This is a genomic window from Rhizobium sp. BK379 (genome assembly GCF_014193955.1).
GTDB lineage: Bacteria > Pseudomonadota > Alphaproteobacteria > Rhizobiales > Rhizobiaceae > Rhizobium.
Genome location: NZ_JACIAD010000005.1, coordinates 107,421 through 121,858, shown reverse-complemented (window position 1 = coordinate 121,858; position 14,438 = coordinate 107,421). Strand labels below are relative to the sequence as shown.

General features: G+C 60.0%; 15 protein-coding genes and 1 riboswitch. Of the genes, 9 read left to right on the top strand and 6 right to left on the bottom strand.

Annotation, left to right across the window (positions count from 1 at the left end; genetic code table 11):
- Positions 1-112: 112 nt before the first annotated feature.
- The 6 genes from FHT93_RS22300 to FHT93_RS22275 all read right to left on the bottom strand — a co-directional run bounded on the left by FHT93_RS22300 (position 113) and on the right by FHT93_RS22275 (position 5,417).
- Complete coding sequence (locus FHT93_RS22300; RefSeq protein ID WP_112545589.1) at positions 113-1,303, bottom strand: acyltransferase; 1,191 nt, start codon at positions 1,301-1,303, stop codon at positions 113-115.
- A 65-nt stretch (positions 1,304-1,368) separates the two neighbouring features.
- Complete coding sequence (locus FHT93_RS22295) at positions 1,369-2,376, bottom strand: ABC transporter substrate-binding protein (protein ID WP_112545706.1); 1,008 nt, start codon at positions 2,374-2,376, stop codon at positions 1,369-1,371.
- A 16-nt stretch (positions 2,377-2,392) separates the two neighbouring features.
- Complete coding sequence (locus FHT93_RS22290; protein WP_183849519.1) at positions 2,393-3,139, bottom strand: ABC transporter ATP-binding protein; 747 nt, start codon at positions 3,137-3,139, stop codon at positions 2,393-2,395.
- The gene (locus FHT93_RS22285) at positions 3,136-3,927 is read right to left on the bottom strand and encodes an ABC transporter permease (protein WP_113115389.1); all 792 of its coding nucleotides are present in this window, start codon (positions 3,925-3,927) and stop codon (positions 3,136-3,138) included. The genes FHT93_RS22290 and FHT93_RS22285 overlap by 4 nt, the downstream gene beginning before the upstream one ends.
- Before the next feature lie 13 nt (positions 3,928-3,940).
- On the bottom strand, positions 3,941-4,549 hold the full coding sequence (locus tag FHT93_RS22280) for a YkoF family thiamine/hydroxymethylpyrimidine-binding protein (protein ID WP_183849518.1): 609 nt from the start codon (positions 4,547-4,549) through the stop codon (positions 3,941-3,943).
- A riboswitch (TPP riboswitch) is annotated at positions 4,540-4,653 on the bottom strand. Its footprint overlaps the gene before it by 10 nt.
- A gap of 188 nt (positions 4,654-4,841) precedes the next feature.
- Positions 4,842-5,417 carry an NAD(P)H-dependent oxidoreductase gene (locus tag FHT93_RS22275; RefSeq protein ID WP_112970842.1) on the bottom strand — a complete coding sequence of 192 codons (576 nt, stop codon included), beginning with the start codon at positions 5,415-5,417 and terminating at the stop codon, positions 4,842-4,844.
- Between the two features lie 81 nt (positions 5,418-5,498).
- Between FHT93_RS22275 and soxR the strand changes: the two genes are divergently transcribed.
- The 9 genes from soxR (at position 5,499) to FHT93_RS22230 (ending at position 14,344) form a co-directional block, all read left to right on the top strand.
- Positions 5,499-5,963 (top strand): redox-sensitive transcriptional activator SoxR, encoded by a 465-nt coding sequence (gene soxR / locus FHT93_RS22270; RefSeq protein WP_112545585.1) that lies wholly within the window; start codon positions 5,499-5,501, stop codon positions 5,961-5,963.
- An 87-nt stretch (positions 5,964-6,050) separates the two neighbouring features.
- Complete coding sequence (locus FHT93_RS22265; RefSeq protein ID WP_112970843.1) at positions 6,051-6,821, top strand: SDR family oxidoreductase; 771 nt, start codon at positions 6,051-6,053, stop codon at positions 6,819-6,821.
- Between the two features lie 101 nt (positions 6,822-6,922).
- Positions 6,923-7,264: a metalloregulator ArsR/SmtB family transcription factor gene (locus FHT93_RS22260; RefSeq protein WP_112545583.1), complete on the top strand. Its 342-nt coding sequence runs from the start codon at positions 6,923-6,925 to the stop codon at positions 7,262-7,264.
- A 71-nt stretch (positions 7,265-7,335) separates the two neighbouring features.
- A complete protein-coding gene (locus FHT93_RS22255) occupies positions 7,336-8,229 on the top strand; it encodes a LysR family transcriptional regulator (protein ID WP_112545582.1) in 894 nt (297 codons plus the stop codon).
- A 137-nt stretch (positions 8,230-8,366) separates the two neighbouring features.
- Positions 8,367-8,846, top strand: a complete 480-nt coding sequence (locus FHT93_RS22250; protein WP_113206207.1) for a formate dehydrogenase subunit gamma — start codon at positions 8,367-8,369, stop codon at positions 8,844-8,846.
- Positions 8,843-10,399 (top strand): NADH-quinone oxidoreductase subunit NuoF, encoded by a 1,557-nt coding sequence (locus FHT93_RS22245; protein ID WP_183849516.1) that lies wholly within the window; start codon positions 8,843-8,845, stop codon positions 10,397-10,399. The genes FHT93_RS22250 and FHT93_RS22245 overlap by 4 nt, the downstream gene beginning before the upstream one ends.
- A gap of 3 nt (positions 10,400-10,402) precedes the next feature.
- Positions 10,403-13,282, top strand: coding sequence for a formate dehydrogenase subunit alpha (fdhF, locus tag FHT93_RS22240; RefSeq protein WP_183849514.1), 2,880 nt, complete (start codon positions 10,403-10,405; stop codon positions 13,280-13,282).
- A complete protein-coding gene (gene fdhD / locus FHT93_RS22235) occupies positions 13,282-14,109 on the top strand; it encodes a formate dehydrogenase accessory sulfurtransferase FdhD (protein ID WP_113013267.1) in 828 nt (275 codons plus the stop codon). Before fdhF ends, fdhD begins: the two co-directional genes overlap by 1 nt.
- Positions 14,099-14,344, top strand: coding sequence for a formate dehydrogenase subunit delta (locus tag FHT93_RS22230; protein WP_112545578.1), 246 nt, complete (start codon positions 14,099-14,101; stop codon positions 14,342-14,344). The genes fdhD and FHT93_RS22230 overlap by 11 nt, the downstream gene beginning before the upstream one ends.
- Positions 14,345-14,438 lie beyond the last annotated feature (94 nt).

Genomic DNA, 14,438 nt, shown 5'->3' with positions numbered 1-14,438 from the left:
CACCCGCTTCTTTAATGTTTTCCTTACCCTAATTGAGCCAAATTTGGGAGTATTTCGAAATATGTCCCTGATATTTTTGGCTGGTTAGGAATTAACTATATTGCGTAAAGGCTTAATTCTTGCGCGTTATGCGTGCGGCGCGTCGTATTGCCTGCCGCTCGAGAGCGAAATAACTGAGGCTTGCGAGAAGAAAGACAATCGTCGTCGCAAGGGCAGAGCCAATAAGCCAATCGCGCAGGGGGTTGTCCTTACCGATCCCGAATATGGCCGGCGAGATCGTCTGCATCGTGGTCAGTACGATGTCCTGCCAGATGTAGATGCCGAAAGAGACGGTTGCCGTGAAGCGCACGAAGGCGTTGTCGAGCAACGCCGCAAGCAGGGTGGAGCGCGAGAGGGCAACCAGCGCAATCGCGGTCATGAGTGGAAACAGCGGAAAGACGTAAGGGATGCCGAGCCATCCATAGGCTTCCCACGGCCCTCCCGCCGAAAGCGGCAGCTGGAGGCCGGCGATGACCAGGCAGGCGAAGGCAATGATGTCGAACAGGATCTGACGCTTTGGCGGCAGTATCGTGTGAAGGCCCGCCGCGAGTGCACCGAGCGCAAAAATCGCGAAGAAACCGAAGGGATTGTAGTTCGGCATCCACTCCTTTGCGCCGCCCTGCATGCCATATTGCCAGCCACGATCAATCTCATTGGGAGGAACAAGCGTGCGGAAAGTCTCGTGGGCAAGCAGCGCCACAGCAATGATGGCGAGCCAGGCAAGGCGCGTGATCAGCGGAGTGCGGCGTTTTTCCGGGATAGCGAAAAGCCAAAGGAAACCAAGCGGCAGCAGCACATAGCTCGTTACTTCGAAGGATATGGACCAGAGCGGGCCGTTGCCTTCGACAGGAAAGAAGGTGCGCCAGTGCCACTGGCTCATGAACAGGAGACCGCTCACATAACGCATGACGAGTTCCGGCGTCAGCGCATGCCCGAGCAACGTGATGCTGAGGATAAAACCTGCGGTCAAAGCTACCCAATAGCCGGGCACGATGCGGGCCGCTCGACGCAGCACATAGGTGCGCAGGTCAGGCATTGCATAACCGGCATCAAGGGAATGCCAGAACGGCAAGGCCAGCAGAAAGCCGCTGAGGATAAAGAAGATCGCGACGCCGAAATTGCCGAAGCGCAGGGCGGTTAGCGCCGGCTGAAACCCTTCGGTCTTGTTAAGGTCGATGCGCAGAACAAGGTGGTGGATGAGGACAAGCAGGCAAGCGGTTGCACGCAAGAAATCTGCTCCGGCTACCCGGTCCTGCTGCTGCATGTCACTCCCTCGCTCCTTGCCGGACTTTGCAGCGGAAAGCTGCTGCCGGCAAGGGCGGGGTCATCTCAGCCAAGCAGATCGTTCGTGTAATAGGCGGAAAAGTCGGGCTTTTCCTTCAGCGCCGCACCATTGGCATCGAGCAGGATGCCATGGTCGAACAGGAACGTGCCGATCGCGTCGGCCTTGGCCGGATCGATGATGCCGATCGCGCCGTTGTCACCCTTGAGGAAACGACCTTCGACCAGGGCCTTTTGCGATGCCTTGACCAGTTCGGTATTCAGCAGCGCGCCGTTGCTGCCGGCAATCAGGAGATCGCAGGCCTCGTCCTGATTGTCGATCGAATAGGCATAACCTTTGAGTGTTGCCTGGACAAAGGCGCGGGCATTTTTCGGATTGGCCGAAAGATAGGCATCGCTGGACGCGATTGCGGTCGTCTGTTCGTCGGGAATTCCATGGTCGCTATAGCGCCAGCGTCCGACCTGCCGGTTCTCCAGCTGGGCGGCAATACCCTCCCAGGTGTAGATTTCCAGTGTAAAGTCCACCGCGCCGTTGTCGAGCGCCTCATAGGCCGAGGTGCCGAGCGTGACATTCTGGAAGGTGCCCTTGCCGCCGTCGTTGCGGATCATCGCAGAGACGAGTGCCTCCTCCCATGCGCCGCCGAAGCCGCCATAGGTCTTGCCGTCAAGATCTTTCGGACTCTTGATATCGTTGCGGCCGCCCTTGAAGATCAACCTGCCGGTTTCCGTCTGCACGACGGCATAGACGAGCTTCACATCGGCGCCGGCGGCGCGCTGGGTAAAGGTCTCGATCTCTCCGCAAATCCCGAAATCGGCAACACCATTTGCGACCAACGTGCCGGCACTCGTATCGGCATAGGGCAGGATCTCGACATCGATGCCGGCTGCCTCATAGAAGCCCTTCGCCTTGGCGACATAGATGCCGATATGGTTGGTGTTCGGCGTCCAGTCGAGCGCGATACGCACCTTGTCGGAGGATTGCGCGAAGGCGGTGCGGCCGGCAAGGCTTGCGGCCATGGCGGCAAAAAGGGTCTGTCGGCGGGTGAGAAGCATCAGGACCTCCTCAGGTTCTTTACGGATGGAGCAATGTTTGAAGAATTTCAGTTTCGATTGCCTGAGCAGCAGGGGAGCCGAGATCTGCAAGCGTCCGCGGTCTTGCGAGCGGCACTTCGAACTCCCTGATCACGGCAGCCGGACGGGCGGACAACACATAGATACGATCGGACAGGAAGACGGCTTCCCGTACGTCATGGGTAATCAGCAGGGCCGTCCATCGATGACCGGTCCACATTCCCTGCAGCCATTCCTGCATCTGGGTGCGGGTGAGCGCATCGAGTGCCCCGAAAGGCTCGTCGAGCAGCAGCATGTCCTGCCGCTGTATCACGGTGCGCAGCAAGGCCGCGCGCTGGCGCATGCCGCCCGAAAGGGCCGCGGGATAGTGATTTTCGAAGCCAGAAAGGCCGAAGCGTTCAAAGAGGGGGGCCGCCACGGCGCGCGCTTGGCTGCGGCGCATGCCGTGCACTTCGAGGCCGAGGATCGCGTTGTCGATGACGCTTCGCCACGGCATCAGCGCATCGCGCTGAGGCATGAAGGCGAATGCATGCGCGGCCTGCGAGAGCTGCATGCCGTCGAAGACAATCTCTCCCTTATCGGCCTGCAGCGCCTGTGTCAGTAGCCGCAGGATCGTCGACTTGCCGGAGCCGGATGGGCCGACGATCGAGACGAATTCACCTCTGGCGATATGAAGAGAAATGTCCTTCAGCACTTCCATGCCGTCGAAGGACTTCGACACATTCTTCAGCTCGAGCATCCCGTTCATCGGCGTTTCTCCGCAGGGGATTGCCAGGGCATGACGAAACGCTGCACCGCCAGGGTGAGGCCGAAGAGGCAAAGGGTCAGAAGGGCGCTGACGACGACGGCGGCGAGGACGAGGTCGGGTCGAAAATTGTTCTTGGCGTTGAGGATATAGATCCCGAGGCCGCGCGCGGCGCCCGCATATTCGGCGAAGATGGCGCCGACCACGGCATAGGTGATCGAAATACGCAGGCCGGCAAAGAAGAAAGGCATGGCGGAAGGGAGCCTTGCCAGGCAGAAGATGCGCCAGCGACTTGCCTTCATGGAACTCAGAAGCTCGGCGATATCCCTGTCCGTCGCTTCATAGCCCTGCAGCAGGGCGACCAGCAGCGGAAAGAAGGTAACGAGAGCGACGAGCAGAAGCTTCGGCAGCAGCCCGAAACCGAACCAGAGTACGACGAGGGGGGCGATCGCGACCAGCGGCAATGTCTGGCTGACGATGAAGAGCGGCAGCAGCGCACGGCGCATGAATGGCACGAAATCCATCAGGACCGACGAGGCGAAGGCGAAGACGAGCGACAAAGCAAAACCGCCGAGCGTCGCGCCGAGCGTCGGCCAGGTATTGTCGAGCAGCGCCTGCCTGTTCAGCCAGCCCTGTGTAAGGATGCGTGAAGGTGAGGGCAGGATCGAGGGCTTGATGCCGGAGAGATCGACATAGAACTCCCAGATAGCCAGGAAGGCAAGCATGGCGAGAATGGCGGGCAAGGCCCGCCTCAGTGGCGCAAATGTCGAATCCGGTTTCGATAGGGTCATGCCGTCAGGCGTCTCAGGCTTTGCTCGGGCTGTTCGCGGAGACCGTGATATCCAGTGTCACGTGACCTTCGGGATCGCCAAAGCGATAGAAAGCTTCTTGGATGGTCGCGAAGATCGCGCCGGCGTCACCGCGCAGCTTGGTGCAGAAATTCTTCGAGCGGTCGAATGTGCCCGAGCGCTTCAGGAAGTCGATGCAGCCGTAGATCTCGTCCATATGGGTGCCAGTTCCCATGACATAGAGAGAAAATTGGGCCGCCGTTGGTTGACCAGTCTCGGTCGTATCCCTGACTGCTGCGATCGCGGCCTCCACGCGCTCGGCGAGCGGCTCGGAGCGGCTTGAGGACAGGCCGGCGCCGCAGATCGCATCATCCGGTTCGCCGGGGCAGCCGCGCGAGATCGCGGCGGACAATACGCAATGCTCGCCACTTGCGGCAGCCGAAACGAAGAGGTCGCGCATGGCGGCAAACAGCACGTCCGGCGGGCCGACCATGAGCGTGGAAATATCATCGGTTTCGATGCGAAGATGATCGCGATAGGGCTCGAGAGCCTTGATCGCGTCAAGGATGATGCCGACGAAATTGCCGGACATCGGATATAGAGACACTTGTGCGCCGGAAAACATTTGGACCTCGCTCCGCTGGCATTACCCAGATCAGCTTTAAAGGGTCCGGAGGCATGCGCCTCACATCTCAGCCCCGGCAATTCGGAGCTCCCCCGTGAAATTGTGGCGGAAGCTATCACCCGGCCTGCGGTACCGCAACCGTAAAATTCCTACCCGGCTATGCGGTCGCCAAGAAGCGCGTGCAGTTCAGGCGCACTTTGTAAGGTACCCGAGGGGAAACACCCGGACGGAGGTCCTGTCCGGGTGTCCAGCCGGTCCGTACCTGCCAGAGACGGAGCCGGATGTCTTCGTCTCAGGCGGCGACGCCGGCATAGGGCGTGTCGCTGCGGGCGGCGACCAGCGCCTCAGTCCACCACTGCAGCTGGGACATCATTCGGGAAAGCCTGCGCAGAGCTTCCTGCGGATCCTGCAGCCGGCCCTCATTGTCGAAACGGCGCCAGGGGGAATTGAAACTCACGGCATCGCAGATCGTGACGGCGTGAAGCTCCGCAAAAACGAGGCGAAGTTGTTCGACTGCGCGCAATCCGCCGGATATGCCGCCATAACAGACGAAGGCGATCGGCTTTCCGTGCCAGGGTTCGGCGAAGAGATCGATGAGGAATTTCAGAGAAGCGGTAAAGCTGTGGTTGTACTCCGGCGTGACGAGGATGAAACCATCGGCCTGATGAAGCCTGTCCGCAAGCCGTCTTGCCTCCGGATGATGCGGTAAATGCTCTCGCGGCAGTGAAAATGCCAGCGGGTCGATGATGTCGATCTCGAATTGCGGAAAGCGGGCCAGCTCTCTTTCGAGCCACTTCACCACCCTGTCGCAGATACGTCCCTCGCGCGTGCTGCCGTAGATGACGGCAAGCCTCATGGGTTTGTGCATGCATTGCTCCTTCTTATCTCGGCTTTACGGCCTCGGGAGCGCAGTCTATAAAACCTCAACTAATATTGAGGTCAATGGGTCATGCAGCAGAATCCGGGATTCTCCTTGAGCAAACTTCTGACGGTGGGCGAGGTGGCAGAGCGCAGCGGACTTGCGGTTTCCGCCCTGCACTTCTACGAAGCGAAAGGGCTGATCTTCAGCATTCGCACGCGCGGCAACCAGCGGCGCTACGGCCGCGATGTGCTGCGGCGTCTCGGCATCATCAAGGTGGCGCAACGCGTTGGCATTCCGCTCTCCGAAATTCAGACTGCGTTCGAAACCCTGCCGCAGAGCCGTACGCCGACAGTCGAGGACTGGCAGAGGTTATCGACGCTCTGGAAGGACAATCTCGATATCCGCATCAGGCAGCTCAGCCTGTTGCGCGATCATCTGACGAGCTGCATTGGCTGCGGTTGCCTCTCTATCGACGCCTGCCCGCTGCGCAATCCCTTCGATGTACTTGGCAGACAGGGCGCCGGTGCGCGGCTGCTCGACCCGGGTGCCTAGACCTTCGGGCTTTCTTTTGGCTCATGCCCGCATATGTTAGGCGTGATAGCGCAAGCGGCGGACCGGCCCGCAAATGAGGAGAACTTCGTGTTTCATCCCAAATTATTCGAAAACCGCAATGTCGTCGTGACGGGTGCCGGCCGCGGAATCGGCCTCGAAGTTGCCCGACAGTTTCTGGATTGCGGTGCGCGCGTGCTTGTCCATACCGGGCGCGACGGGGAGCGCGAACTGCCGGATTTTCTGCTGACTGCCGAATCGGAACGCCGGGCCCTGCTTTTGCCGGCGGATTTCCTGCAGCAGGGTGGGGCTGCGAAGTTTGCGCAAGAGGCGCTCGATTTCTTCGACAAGGTGCATGTGCTGGTCAACAATGCCGGCACGATGCATGGGCGTTTTCCCGCCGGTGAACTGACCGATGCCGATTACGAGACCGTCGTGCGCCTCAACCAGACGTCGGTGGTGGAGCTCACCCGGGCCCTGCTTCCCGCGCTCCGGGCCGCGCAGGGTGCCGCCATCGTCAACACGGTCTCGATTTCCGCGATAACGGGCGGTAGTCCCGGTTCGGCGATCTATTCCGCATCAAAGGCCTTCGTCGCGACCTATTCGAAGGCGCTTGCCCGTGAGCTGGCGCCTGACGATATAAGGGTCAACTGCGTCTCGCCCGGTACGATCGATACCGATTTCCATGCACGCTATTCATCCCGCGAAAAACTGGAACAGACACGCAAGTCGATCCCGCTGCAGCGGCTCGGAACGTCGGAAGATTGCGCCCCGGCCTATCTCTTCCTGGCCGCGCCATCGTTGTCCGGCTACATCACCGGTCAGGTTCTGGAGATCAATGGCGGCCAGCTTATCTGCTGATTTGGTTGGACTTTTTTTGGTATTTGACGACTTTTGACCAATTCGCTTCTGCGAATATGATATTGTACTGATCTACCCTATTACCTCCTTCCGAGAAGCAGATGCCATTGCCTAAACCGAAGCTGGGCATGACCAGCCAGGACTTGCAGAAGCTTGCTGATAAAGCCCACGAGGCAAGTGATCTCCTGAAGGCGCTAGCCCATCAGACCCGGTTGCTCATCCTCTGTATCCTTTCGGAAGGGGAAAAAACGGTTGGCGAGATCGAGGATATCCTTGGTATACAGCAGGCTATGGTGTCTCAGCAGCTTGCGCGACTGAGGCTCGAAGGCCTCGTCAACACGCGTCGTGAAGGACGGCTCGTTTATTACAGCATGGGAAACGAAAGCGTTCTGGCTTTCCTCGAATCGCTGTTCAGTCTCTTCCCGGTTGTTGAAAAGGTCTGAAGCCGCGGCTCTTGCGAAGCGGCCTTCAAGCCGCAAAGATGGGCCTCATCCCGAATTCGGCAGGAGGCCGGATGATCGACAAGCTGGAATTCTTCATCGCACTCGCCAACGAGAAACATTTCGGTCGTGCGGCAGAGGAATGCGGCGTTTCCCAGCCCACGCTCTCGGCCGCCATTCGCCAGCTTGAAGATCAGCTGGGGGTCATGCTGGTGCAGCGCGGCTCCCGCTTTCAGGGGTTGACGCCCGAAGGCCAGCGCGTGCTCGAATGGGCCCGGCGCATTGTCGGTGACACGCGCACCATGCGCGAGGAAATGCGCGCCGCCCGCACGGGTCTCTCCGGCCATCTGCGCCTGGCTTCCATTCCGACCGCACTCGCCATGCTGTCGCGAATCACGACGCCCTTCCAGGAACGGCATCCCGACGTCACCTTTTCCATCGTCTCGCGCAATTCACTGCAGGTGCTGAGCATGCTCGAAAATCTCGAGATCGATGCCGGCATCACCTATCTGGAAAACGAGCCGCTCGGACGCGTCACCTCGGTGCCGCTCTATGCGGAACGCTATAATCTCATTACTGCCGCCGGCAGCCCGCTCTCGGATCGCGAGAGTGTGACGTGGCGTGAAGTGGGCGATCTTCGGCTTTGCCTATTGACGGCGGACATGCAAAACCGGCGTATCATCAACCGACATCTGGCCGAAGCAGGCGCGACAGTCCATCCGACGCTCGAATCAAACTCGATGATCGTGCTTTTTTCACATGTGCGGACCGGCCGCTGGGCGAGCATCATGCCTCATAACGTCGCGAAATCATTCGGTTTTCCTGTGGAGATCCGAATGATTCCGATCACCGAGCCGGAGGCGCACCATCTTGTTGGCCTTGTCGCTCCTTTTCGAGAACCTTTTACGCCGCTCGTCTCCGCCTTGTTGCATGAAGCAAGGACACTCGTTGAAGACGCCGAATTTTGATAGAAAAAAGCTATCAATCAACGAGACTGCTTTATTGATTGCGACCAGCTTCCCTGAGACAGTTCGATAGAATTCGCAATGACATGGGGAGTTTTGCGGTTTTCAAGGAATTCGCAGGTCGCAAGGGAGAGCTGCTGATGAACATACGTGTCGCCCAGGGCGATATCACCGGACGTATCCGCTCGATCGTTGACGATCTTCGATCCCTCGAAGGACCACTCCTGCCTATTCTGCATGAAGTCCAGGAGCAGTTCGGATACGTGCCGCAGGAAGCCTTGCCGGTTATCTCCGAGGAGCTCAACCTTTCCCGCGCCGAGGTCCACGGCGTCGTAACTTTCTATCATGATTACCGCGATCATCCCGCCGGCCGGCACGTGCTGAAACTCTGTCGCGCCGAGGCTTGCCAGTCGATGGGCGGCGATGCACTGGCCGAGCGTATCAAAACCCTGCTCGGCATCGATTTTCATCAGACGACACTCGACGGCAGCGTCACGCTTGAGCCGGTCTACTGTCTTGGCCTCTGTGCCTGTGCGCCAGCCGCCATGCTGGATGGCGAAGTGCATGGCCGGGTCGATGGCGAACTGGCTGCTGAGCTCGTTGCGGAGGCACGTCGATGACTGTGAAGATTTATGTTCCGCGCGATGCCGCAGCGCTCTCGCTCGGGGCCGAGAAGGTGGCAACGGCGATTGCCCAGGAGATCGTCGCCCGCGGCCTTGATGCGACAGTTGTGCGCAACGGCTCGCGCGGAGTGTTCTGGCTCGAGCCACTGGTTGAGGTCGAGGTTTCCGGGAAACGGATCGGCTATGGGCCGGTCAGGACGAAGGATGTCGCCGATCTCTTTGATGCGGGGTTGATGGAAGGCGGGATGCATGCGCTCTGTCTGGGGGAGGTCGAGGACCTCCCGTTCCTGAAAGGCCAGACCCGTCTCACCTTTGCCCGCTGCGGCATTACCGATCCGCTTTCGCTTGACGATTATGAGGCCCATGGCGGGCTTGCCGGCCTTCGCCGCGCCATTTCGATGCAGCCTGCCGATGTCGTCAAGGAAGTGACCGATTCCGGTCTTCGAGGCCGCGGTGGTGCGGGTTTTCCGACCGGCATCAAATGGAAGACGGTGCTCGATGCTGCCGGTTCTCGCAAATATATCGTTTGCAATGCAGATGAGGGCGACAGCGGCACCTTCGCCGACCGGATGATCATGGAAGGCGACCCCTTCGTGCTCATCGAAGGCATGGTGATTGCCGGGCTTGCGACGGGAGCCACGAAAGGCTTCGTCTATACGCGCTCGGAATATCCGCATGCGATCGCCACGATGACGGAGGCGGTGGAGATTGCCCGCAAGGCCGGCATCCTAGGCGCTTCGGTGCTCGGCTCCGGCAAGACCTTCGACATGGAGATTCGCACCGGTGCAGGCGCCTATGTGTGCGGCGAGGAAACGGCGTTGCTCAACAGCCTGGAAGGCAAACGGGGCATCGTGCGCGCCAAGCCGCCGTTGCCGGCCCATAAGGGATTGTTCAACTGTCCGACCGTCATCAACAACGTGATCTCGCTCGCATCCGTGCCCGTGATCATGGACAAGGGGGCGGCCTTCTATCGCGATTTCGGCATGGGTCGGTCGCGCGGCACCATTCCGCTGCAGATTGCCGGTAACGTGAAATATGGCGGGCTCTATGAAACCGCCTTCGGCCTGTCTCTCGGCGATATCGTCGAGAAGATCGGCGGTGGTACGGCATCGGGACGGCCGGTGAAGGCGGTGCAGGTGGGCGGGCCGCTTGGTGCCTATTTCCCGCGGGCTCTCTTCGACACGCCATTCGACTACGAAGCTTTTGCGGCCAAGGACGGATTGATCGGCCATGCCGGCCTCGTCGTTTTCGACGATACCGCCGATATGTTGAAACAGGCGCGCTTCGCCATGGAGTTCTGCGCGGTGGAAAGCTGCGGCAAGTGCACGCCCTGCCGCATAGGATCGACGCGCGGCGTCGAAACGGCGGACAAGATTGCCCAGGGCATAGAGCCCGAGAAGAACCGGGAACTGCTCGCCGATCTCTGCAATACGATGAAGTTCGGCTCGCTCTGCGCGCTCGGCGGGTTCACGCCCTATCCTGTCATGAGCGCCATGACGCATTTTCCGGAAGATTTTGCTCCGGTCCCTCTCATTGAAGCGGCGGAATAGGCCATGTCTCTCATTCATGAAATCGACTACGGAACGCCGGCTTCGAAATCCGAAACGATGGTGACGCTGACCATCGACGGCCGGCAGGTGACGGTTCCCGAAGGAACCTCGATCATGCGCGCCTCCATGGAGGCCGGCATTCAGGTGCCGAAGCTCTGCGCGACCGATATGGTCGATGCCTTCGGTTCCTGCCGTCTCTGTCTGATCGAAATCGACGGCCGCAACGGAACGCCCTCCTCCTGCACGACACCGGTGGCGTCCGGCATCGTCGTCCATACGCAGACGGAGCGGCTGAAGAATATCCGCCGCGGCGTCATGGAGCTTTATATCTCGGACCATCCGCTCGACTGTCTGACCTGCGCGGCCAATGGCGATTGCGAGTTGCAGGACATGGCGGGCGCCGTCGGCCTGCGCGATGTGCGCTATGGCTACGAGGGTGACAACCACGTCAAGGCGCGCAACAGCGGCGAGATCAATCTGAAATGGATGCCGAAGGACGAGTCCAATCCGTACTTCACCTATGATCCGTCGAAGTGCATCGTCTGCTCCCGCTGCGTTCGTGCCTGCGAGGAAGTGCAGGGCACCTTCGCGCTGACGATCGAAGGGCGCGGGTTCGGCTCGCGTGTTTCGCCCGGTATGCACGAGCATTTCGTCGATTCCGAATGCGTCTCTTGTGGTGCCTGCGTGCAGGCCTGCCCGACGGCGACGCTGACCGAAAAATCAGTCATCCGCATCGGCCAGCCGGAACATTCGGCCGTCACGACCTGCGCCTATTGCGGTGTGGGCTGCTCATTCAAGGCGGAAATGCGCGGCGAAGAGCTGGTGCGCATGGTGCCGTGGAAGGATGGTCAGGCAAACCGCGGCCATTCCTGCGTCAAGGGCCGCTTTGCCTATGGATATTCGACCCACAAGGACCGTATCCTCAATCCGATGATCCGCGAGAAGGTGACGGATCCCTGGCGCGAGGTGACCTGGGACGAGGCCTATGCGCATGTGGCTTCCGAGTTCCGCCGCATCCAGTATCAGTATGGCCGTGAAGCGATCGGTGGCATCACATCGTCCCGCTGCACCAACGAAGAGACTTACCTTGTCCAGAAGCTGATACGCGCCGGCTTCGGCAACAACAATGTCGATACCTGCGCCCGCGTCTGCCACTCTCCGACAGGTTATGGGCTGGGCCAGGCTTTCGGCACCTCGGCCGGCACACAGGATTTCGACAGCGTCGAGCATTCCGATGTGGTCATTATCATCGGTGCCAATCCGACCGATGGCCATCCAGTCTTCGGTTCGCGCCTGAAGAAGCGGTTGCGGCAGGGCGCCAAGCTGATCGTTATAGATCCGCGTCGCATCGATATCGTCCGCTCGCCGCATGTCGAGGCATCCTTCCATCTGCCGCTGAAGCCCGGCACCAATGTCGCAATCATGACGGCGCTGGCGCATGTGATCGTCACCGAAGGCCTCTACGATGAGAAATTCATCCGTGAGCGTTGCGACTGGTCGGAGTTCGAGGATTGGGCGGCTTTTGTCTCCGAGCCGCAGCATAGTCCGGAAGCCGTCGAGAAATTTACCGGCGTCAATCCGGAAGATGTGCGCGGCGCTGCACGGCTTTTTGCGACCGGCGGCAATGGCGCCATTTATTACGGTCTGGGCGTCACAGAACACAGCCAGGGCTCGACGACGGTCATGGCAATCGCCAACCTTGCCATGGCAACCGGCAATATCGGCCGTCCAGGCGTCGGTGTGAATCCGCTGCGCGGCCAGAACAATGTGCAGGGTTCCTGCGACATGGGGTCCTTCCCGCATGAGCTGCCGGGCTATCGCCATATCTCGGACGATGCGACGCGCGATATTTTCGAAAAGCTCTGGGGCGTGAAGCTCAACAACGAGCCGGGCCTGCGTATTCCGAACATGCTGGATGCCGCCGTCGATGGCTCCTTCAAGGGCCTCTACATTCAGGGTGAGGATATTCTTCAGTCCGATCCGGACACCAAGCATGTCGCCGCCGGTCTTGCCGCCATGGAATGTGTCGTGGTGCAGGATCTCTTCCTGAACGAGACTGCGAACTATGCGCATGTCTTCCTGCCGGGTTCGACCTTCCTGGAAAAGGACGGCACCTTCACCAATGCCGAGCGCCGCATCAACCGCGTGCGCAAGGTCATGACGCCGCGCAACGGCTATGCGGACTGGGAAGTGACACAGAAGCTTGCTCAGGCAATGGGCCTCGACTGGCACTATACGCATCCGTCCGAGATCATGGACGAGATTGCCGCAACGACTCCGAGCTTCGCATCGGTCTCCTACGACTATCTCGAAAAGATGGGCTCGGTTCAGTGGCCCTGCAACGAGACACATCCGCTCGGGTCGCCGATCATGCATGTGGATGGATTCGTGCGCGGCAAGGGCAAGTTCATCCGTACGGAATATGTCGCGACCGACGAGCGCACCGGCCCGCGCTTCCCGCTGCTTCTCACGACCGGCCGCATTTTGAGCCAGTATAATGTCGGTGCACAGACACGCCGTACCGATAACGTTGTCTGGCACTCGGAGGACCGGCTGGAGATCCATCCGCATGATGCCGAACAGCGCGGTATCCGGGATGGCGACTGGGTGAAGCTCGGCAGTCGCTCGGGCGATACCACACTTCGCGCATTGATTACGGACCGCGTGGCGCCCGGGGTCGTCTATACGACCTTCCATCATCCGGATACGCAGGCAAACGTTATCACGACAGACTTCTCCGACTGGGCGACGAACTGCCCGGAATACAAGGTGACGGCAGTGCAGGTTTCGCCCTCCAACGGCCCGTCGGAATGGCAGGTCGAATATGACGAGCAGGCCCGCCGGTCCCGCCGCATCGCCAGCAAGATGGAGGCGGCGGAATAATGACGGAACGGCCGACCCGCATAAGCGTGACGGAAGTCGCCCGGAGAGGCGGTATCATGGCGCGGGGCGAGCGTATCGTGCCCGAGGAAGTGCCAATCGCCTTTTCCTATGGCGGCAGTTCGCATGCGGTCATGATGGGCACGCCTGATGATCTCGAGGATTTCGCTGTCGGCTTCAGCCTGACCGAGGGCATTATCACTGATCGCAGCCAGGTCGCCGGTATCGAACTCCTGGAAGACGAGAAGGGTATCGACGTCCAGGTGACCCTCCTCGACGACGTCGAGGATGCGCTGCGAAGGCGCAGGCGGAGCATGGCGGGACCCGTCGGTTGCGGCCTCTGCGGTATCGAGTCGATCGAGCAGGCGGTCCGCACCGTACCGGACGTGTCCAAGGCTGAGCTGTCGCTGTCGCATGCCGATATCGTGCAGGCGGTTGCGTTGCTCAACGAATCTCAGCCGCTGCATCGCGAGACGCGGGCCGTTCACGGCGCCGGCTTCTACATTCCTGGCAAGGGATTGATCGCCGTGCGCGAGGATGTCGGCCGGCACAATGCGCTCGACAAGCTTTGCGGCGCCGTTATCAGAGCTGGTGAAACAGGCGCTTCAGGCGCCGTTGCCGTCACAAGCCGCCTGTCTGTCGAGATGGTTCAGAAGACGGCGATCCTTGGTGCTCCCGTGCTGATTGCCATATCCGCGCCGACCGCACTTGCCATCCGCACAGCTGAGGAAGCCGGCATGACGCTTGTCGCTCTCGTGCGCGGAGAGGATTTCGAGATTTTCACCCACCCACATCGCTTGTCGCCCGGAAGCATCGCCGATGTCGCATGATACCAAGACCAAGCTTGTCTATATGGCAAACCAGATCGCAACCTTTTTCAAGACGCAACCCGAAAGCGAAGCTGCGCAAGGGGTTGCGACGCACATCAACAAATTCTGGGAGCCGCGCATGCGGCGGCAACTCTTCGAAATTCTGGAAAAGGAAGAGAACGGCCTCGACGCACTCGTGCTGCAGGCCGTGCCCCTGATTCGCAAACCGGAACCGGCGGAACAGCCAGTTCGATAGGCCAATATCAGAGGGGCCGTTCTTCCCGGCGCCGGCCAAAGGTCATGATCAATAAGCGCTCGTGCCGCTCTTGCGGCAGCACGAGCTATCCGAA

Coding starts and splice junctions, on each gene's coding strand:
- FHT93_RS22230 (WP_112545578.1), top strand. CDS start 14,099: ATGTCGCATGATACCAAGACCAAGCTTGTCTATATGGCAAACCAGATC.
- FHT93_RS22245 (WP_183849516.1), top strand. CDS start 8,843: ATGACTGTGAAGATTTATGTTCCGCGCGATGCCGCAGCGCTCTCGCTC.
- fdhD (WP_113013267.1), top strand. CDS start 13,282: ATGACGGAACGGCCGACCCGCATAAGCGTGACGGAAGTCGCCCGGAGA.
- FHT93_RS22300 (WP_112545589.1), bottom strand. CDS start 1,303: ATGCAGCAGCAGGACCGGGTAGCCGGAGCAGATTTCTTGCGTGCAACC.
- FHT93_RS22290 (WP_183849519.1), bottom strand. CDS start 3,139: ATGAACGGGATGCTCGAGCTGAAGAATGTGTCGAAGTCCTTCGACGGC.
- soxR (WP_112545585.1), top strand. CDS start 5,499: ATGCAGCAGAATCCGGGATTCTCCTTGAGCAAACTTCTGACGGTGGGC.
- FHT93_RS22260 (WP_112545583.1), top strand. CDS start 6,923: ATGCCATTGCCTAAACCGAAGCTGGGCATGACCAGCCAGGACTTGCAG.
- fdhF (WP_183849514.1), top strand. CDS start 10,403: ATGTCTCTCATTCATGAAATCGACTACGGAACGCCGGCTTCGAAATCC.
- FHT93_RS22275 (WP_112970842.1), bottom strand. CDS start 5,417: ATGCACAAACCCATGAGGCTTGCCGTCATCTACGGCAGCACGCGCGAG.
- FHT93_RS22285 (WP_113115389.1), bottom strand. CDS start 3,927: ATGACCCTATCGAAACCGGATTCGACATTTGCGCCACTGAGGCGGGCC.
- FHT93_RS22255 (WP_112545582.1), top strand. CDS start 7,336: ATGATCGACAAGCTGGAATTCTTCATCGCACTCGCCAACGAGAAACAT.
- FHT93_RS22280 (WP_183849518.1), bottom strand. CDS start 4,549: ATGTTTTCCGGCGCACAAGTGTCTCTATATCCGATGTCCGGCAATTTC.
- FHT93_RS22250 (WP_113206207.1), top strand. CDS start 8,367: ATGAACATACGTGTCGCCCAGGGCGATATCACCGGACGTATCCGCTCG.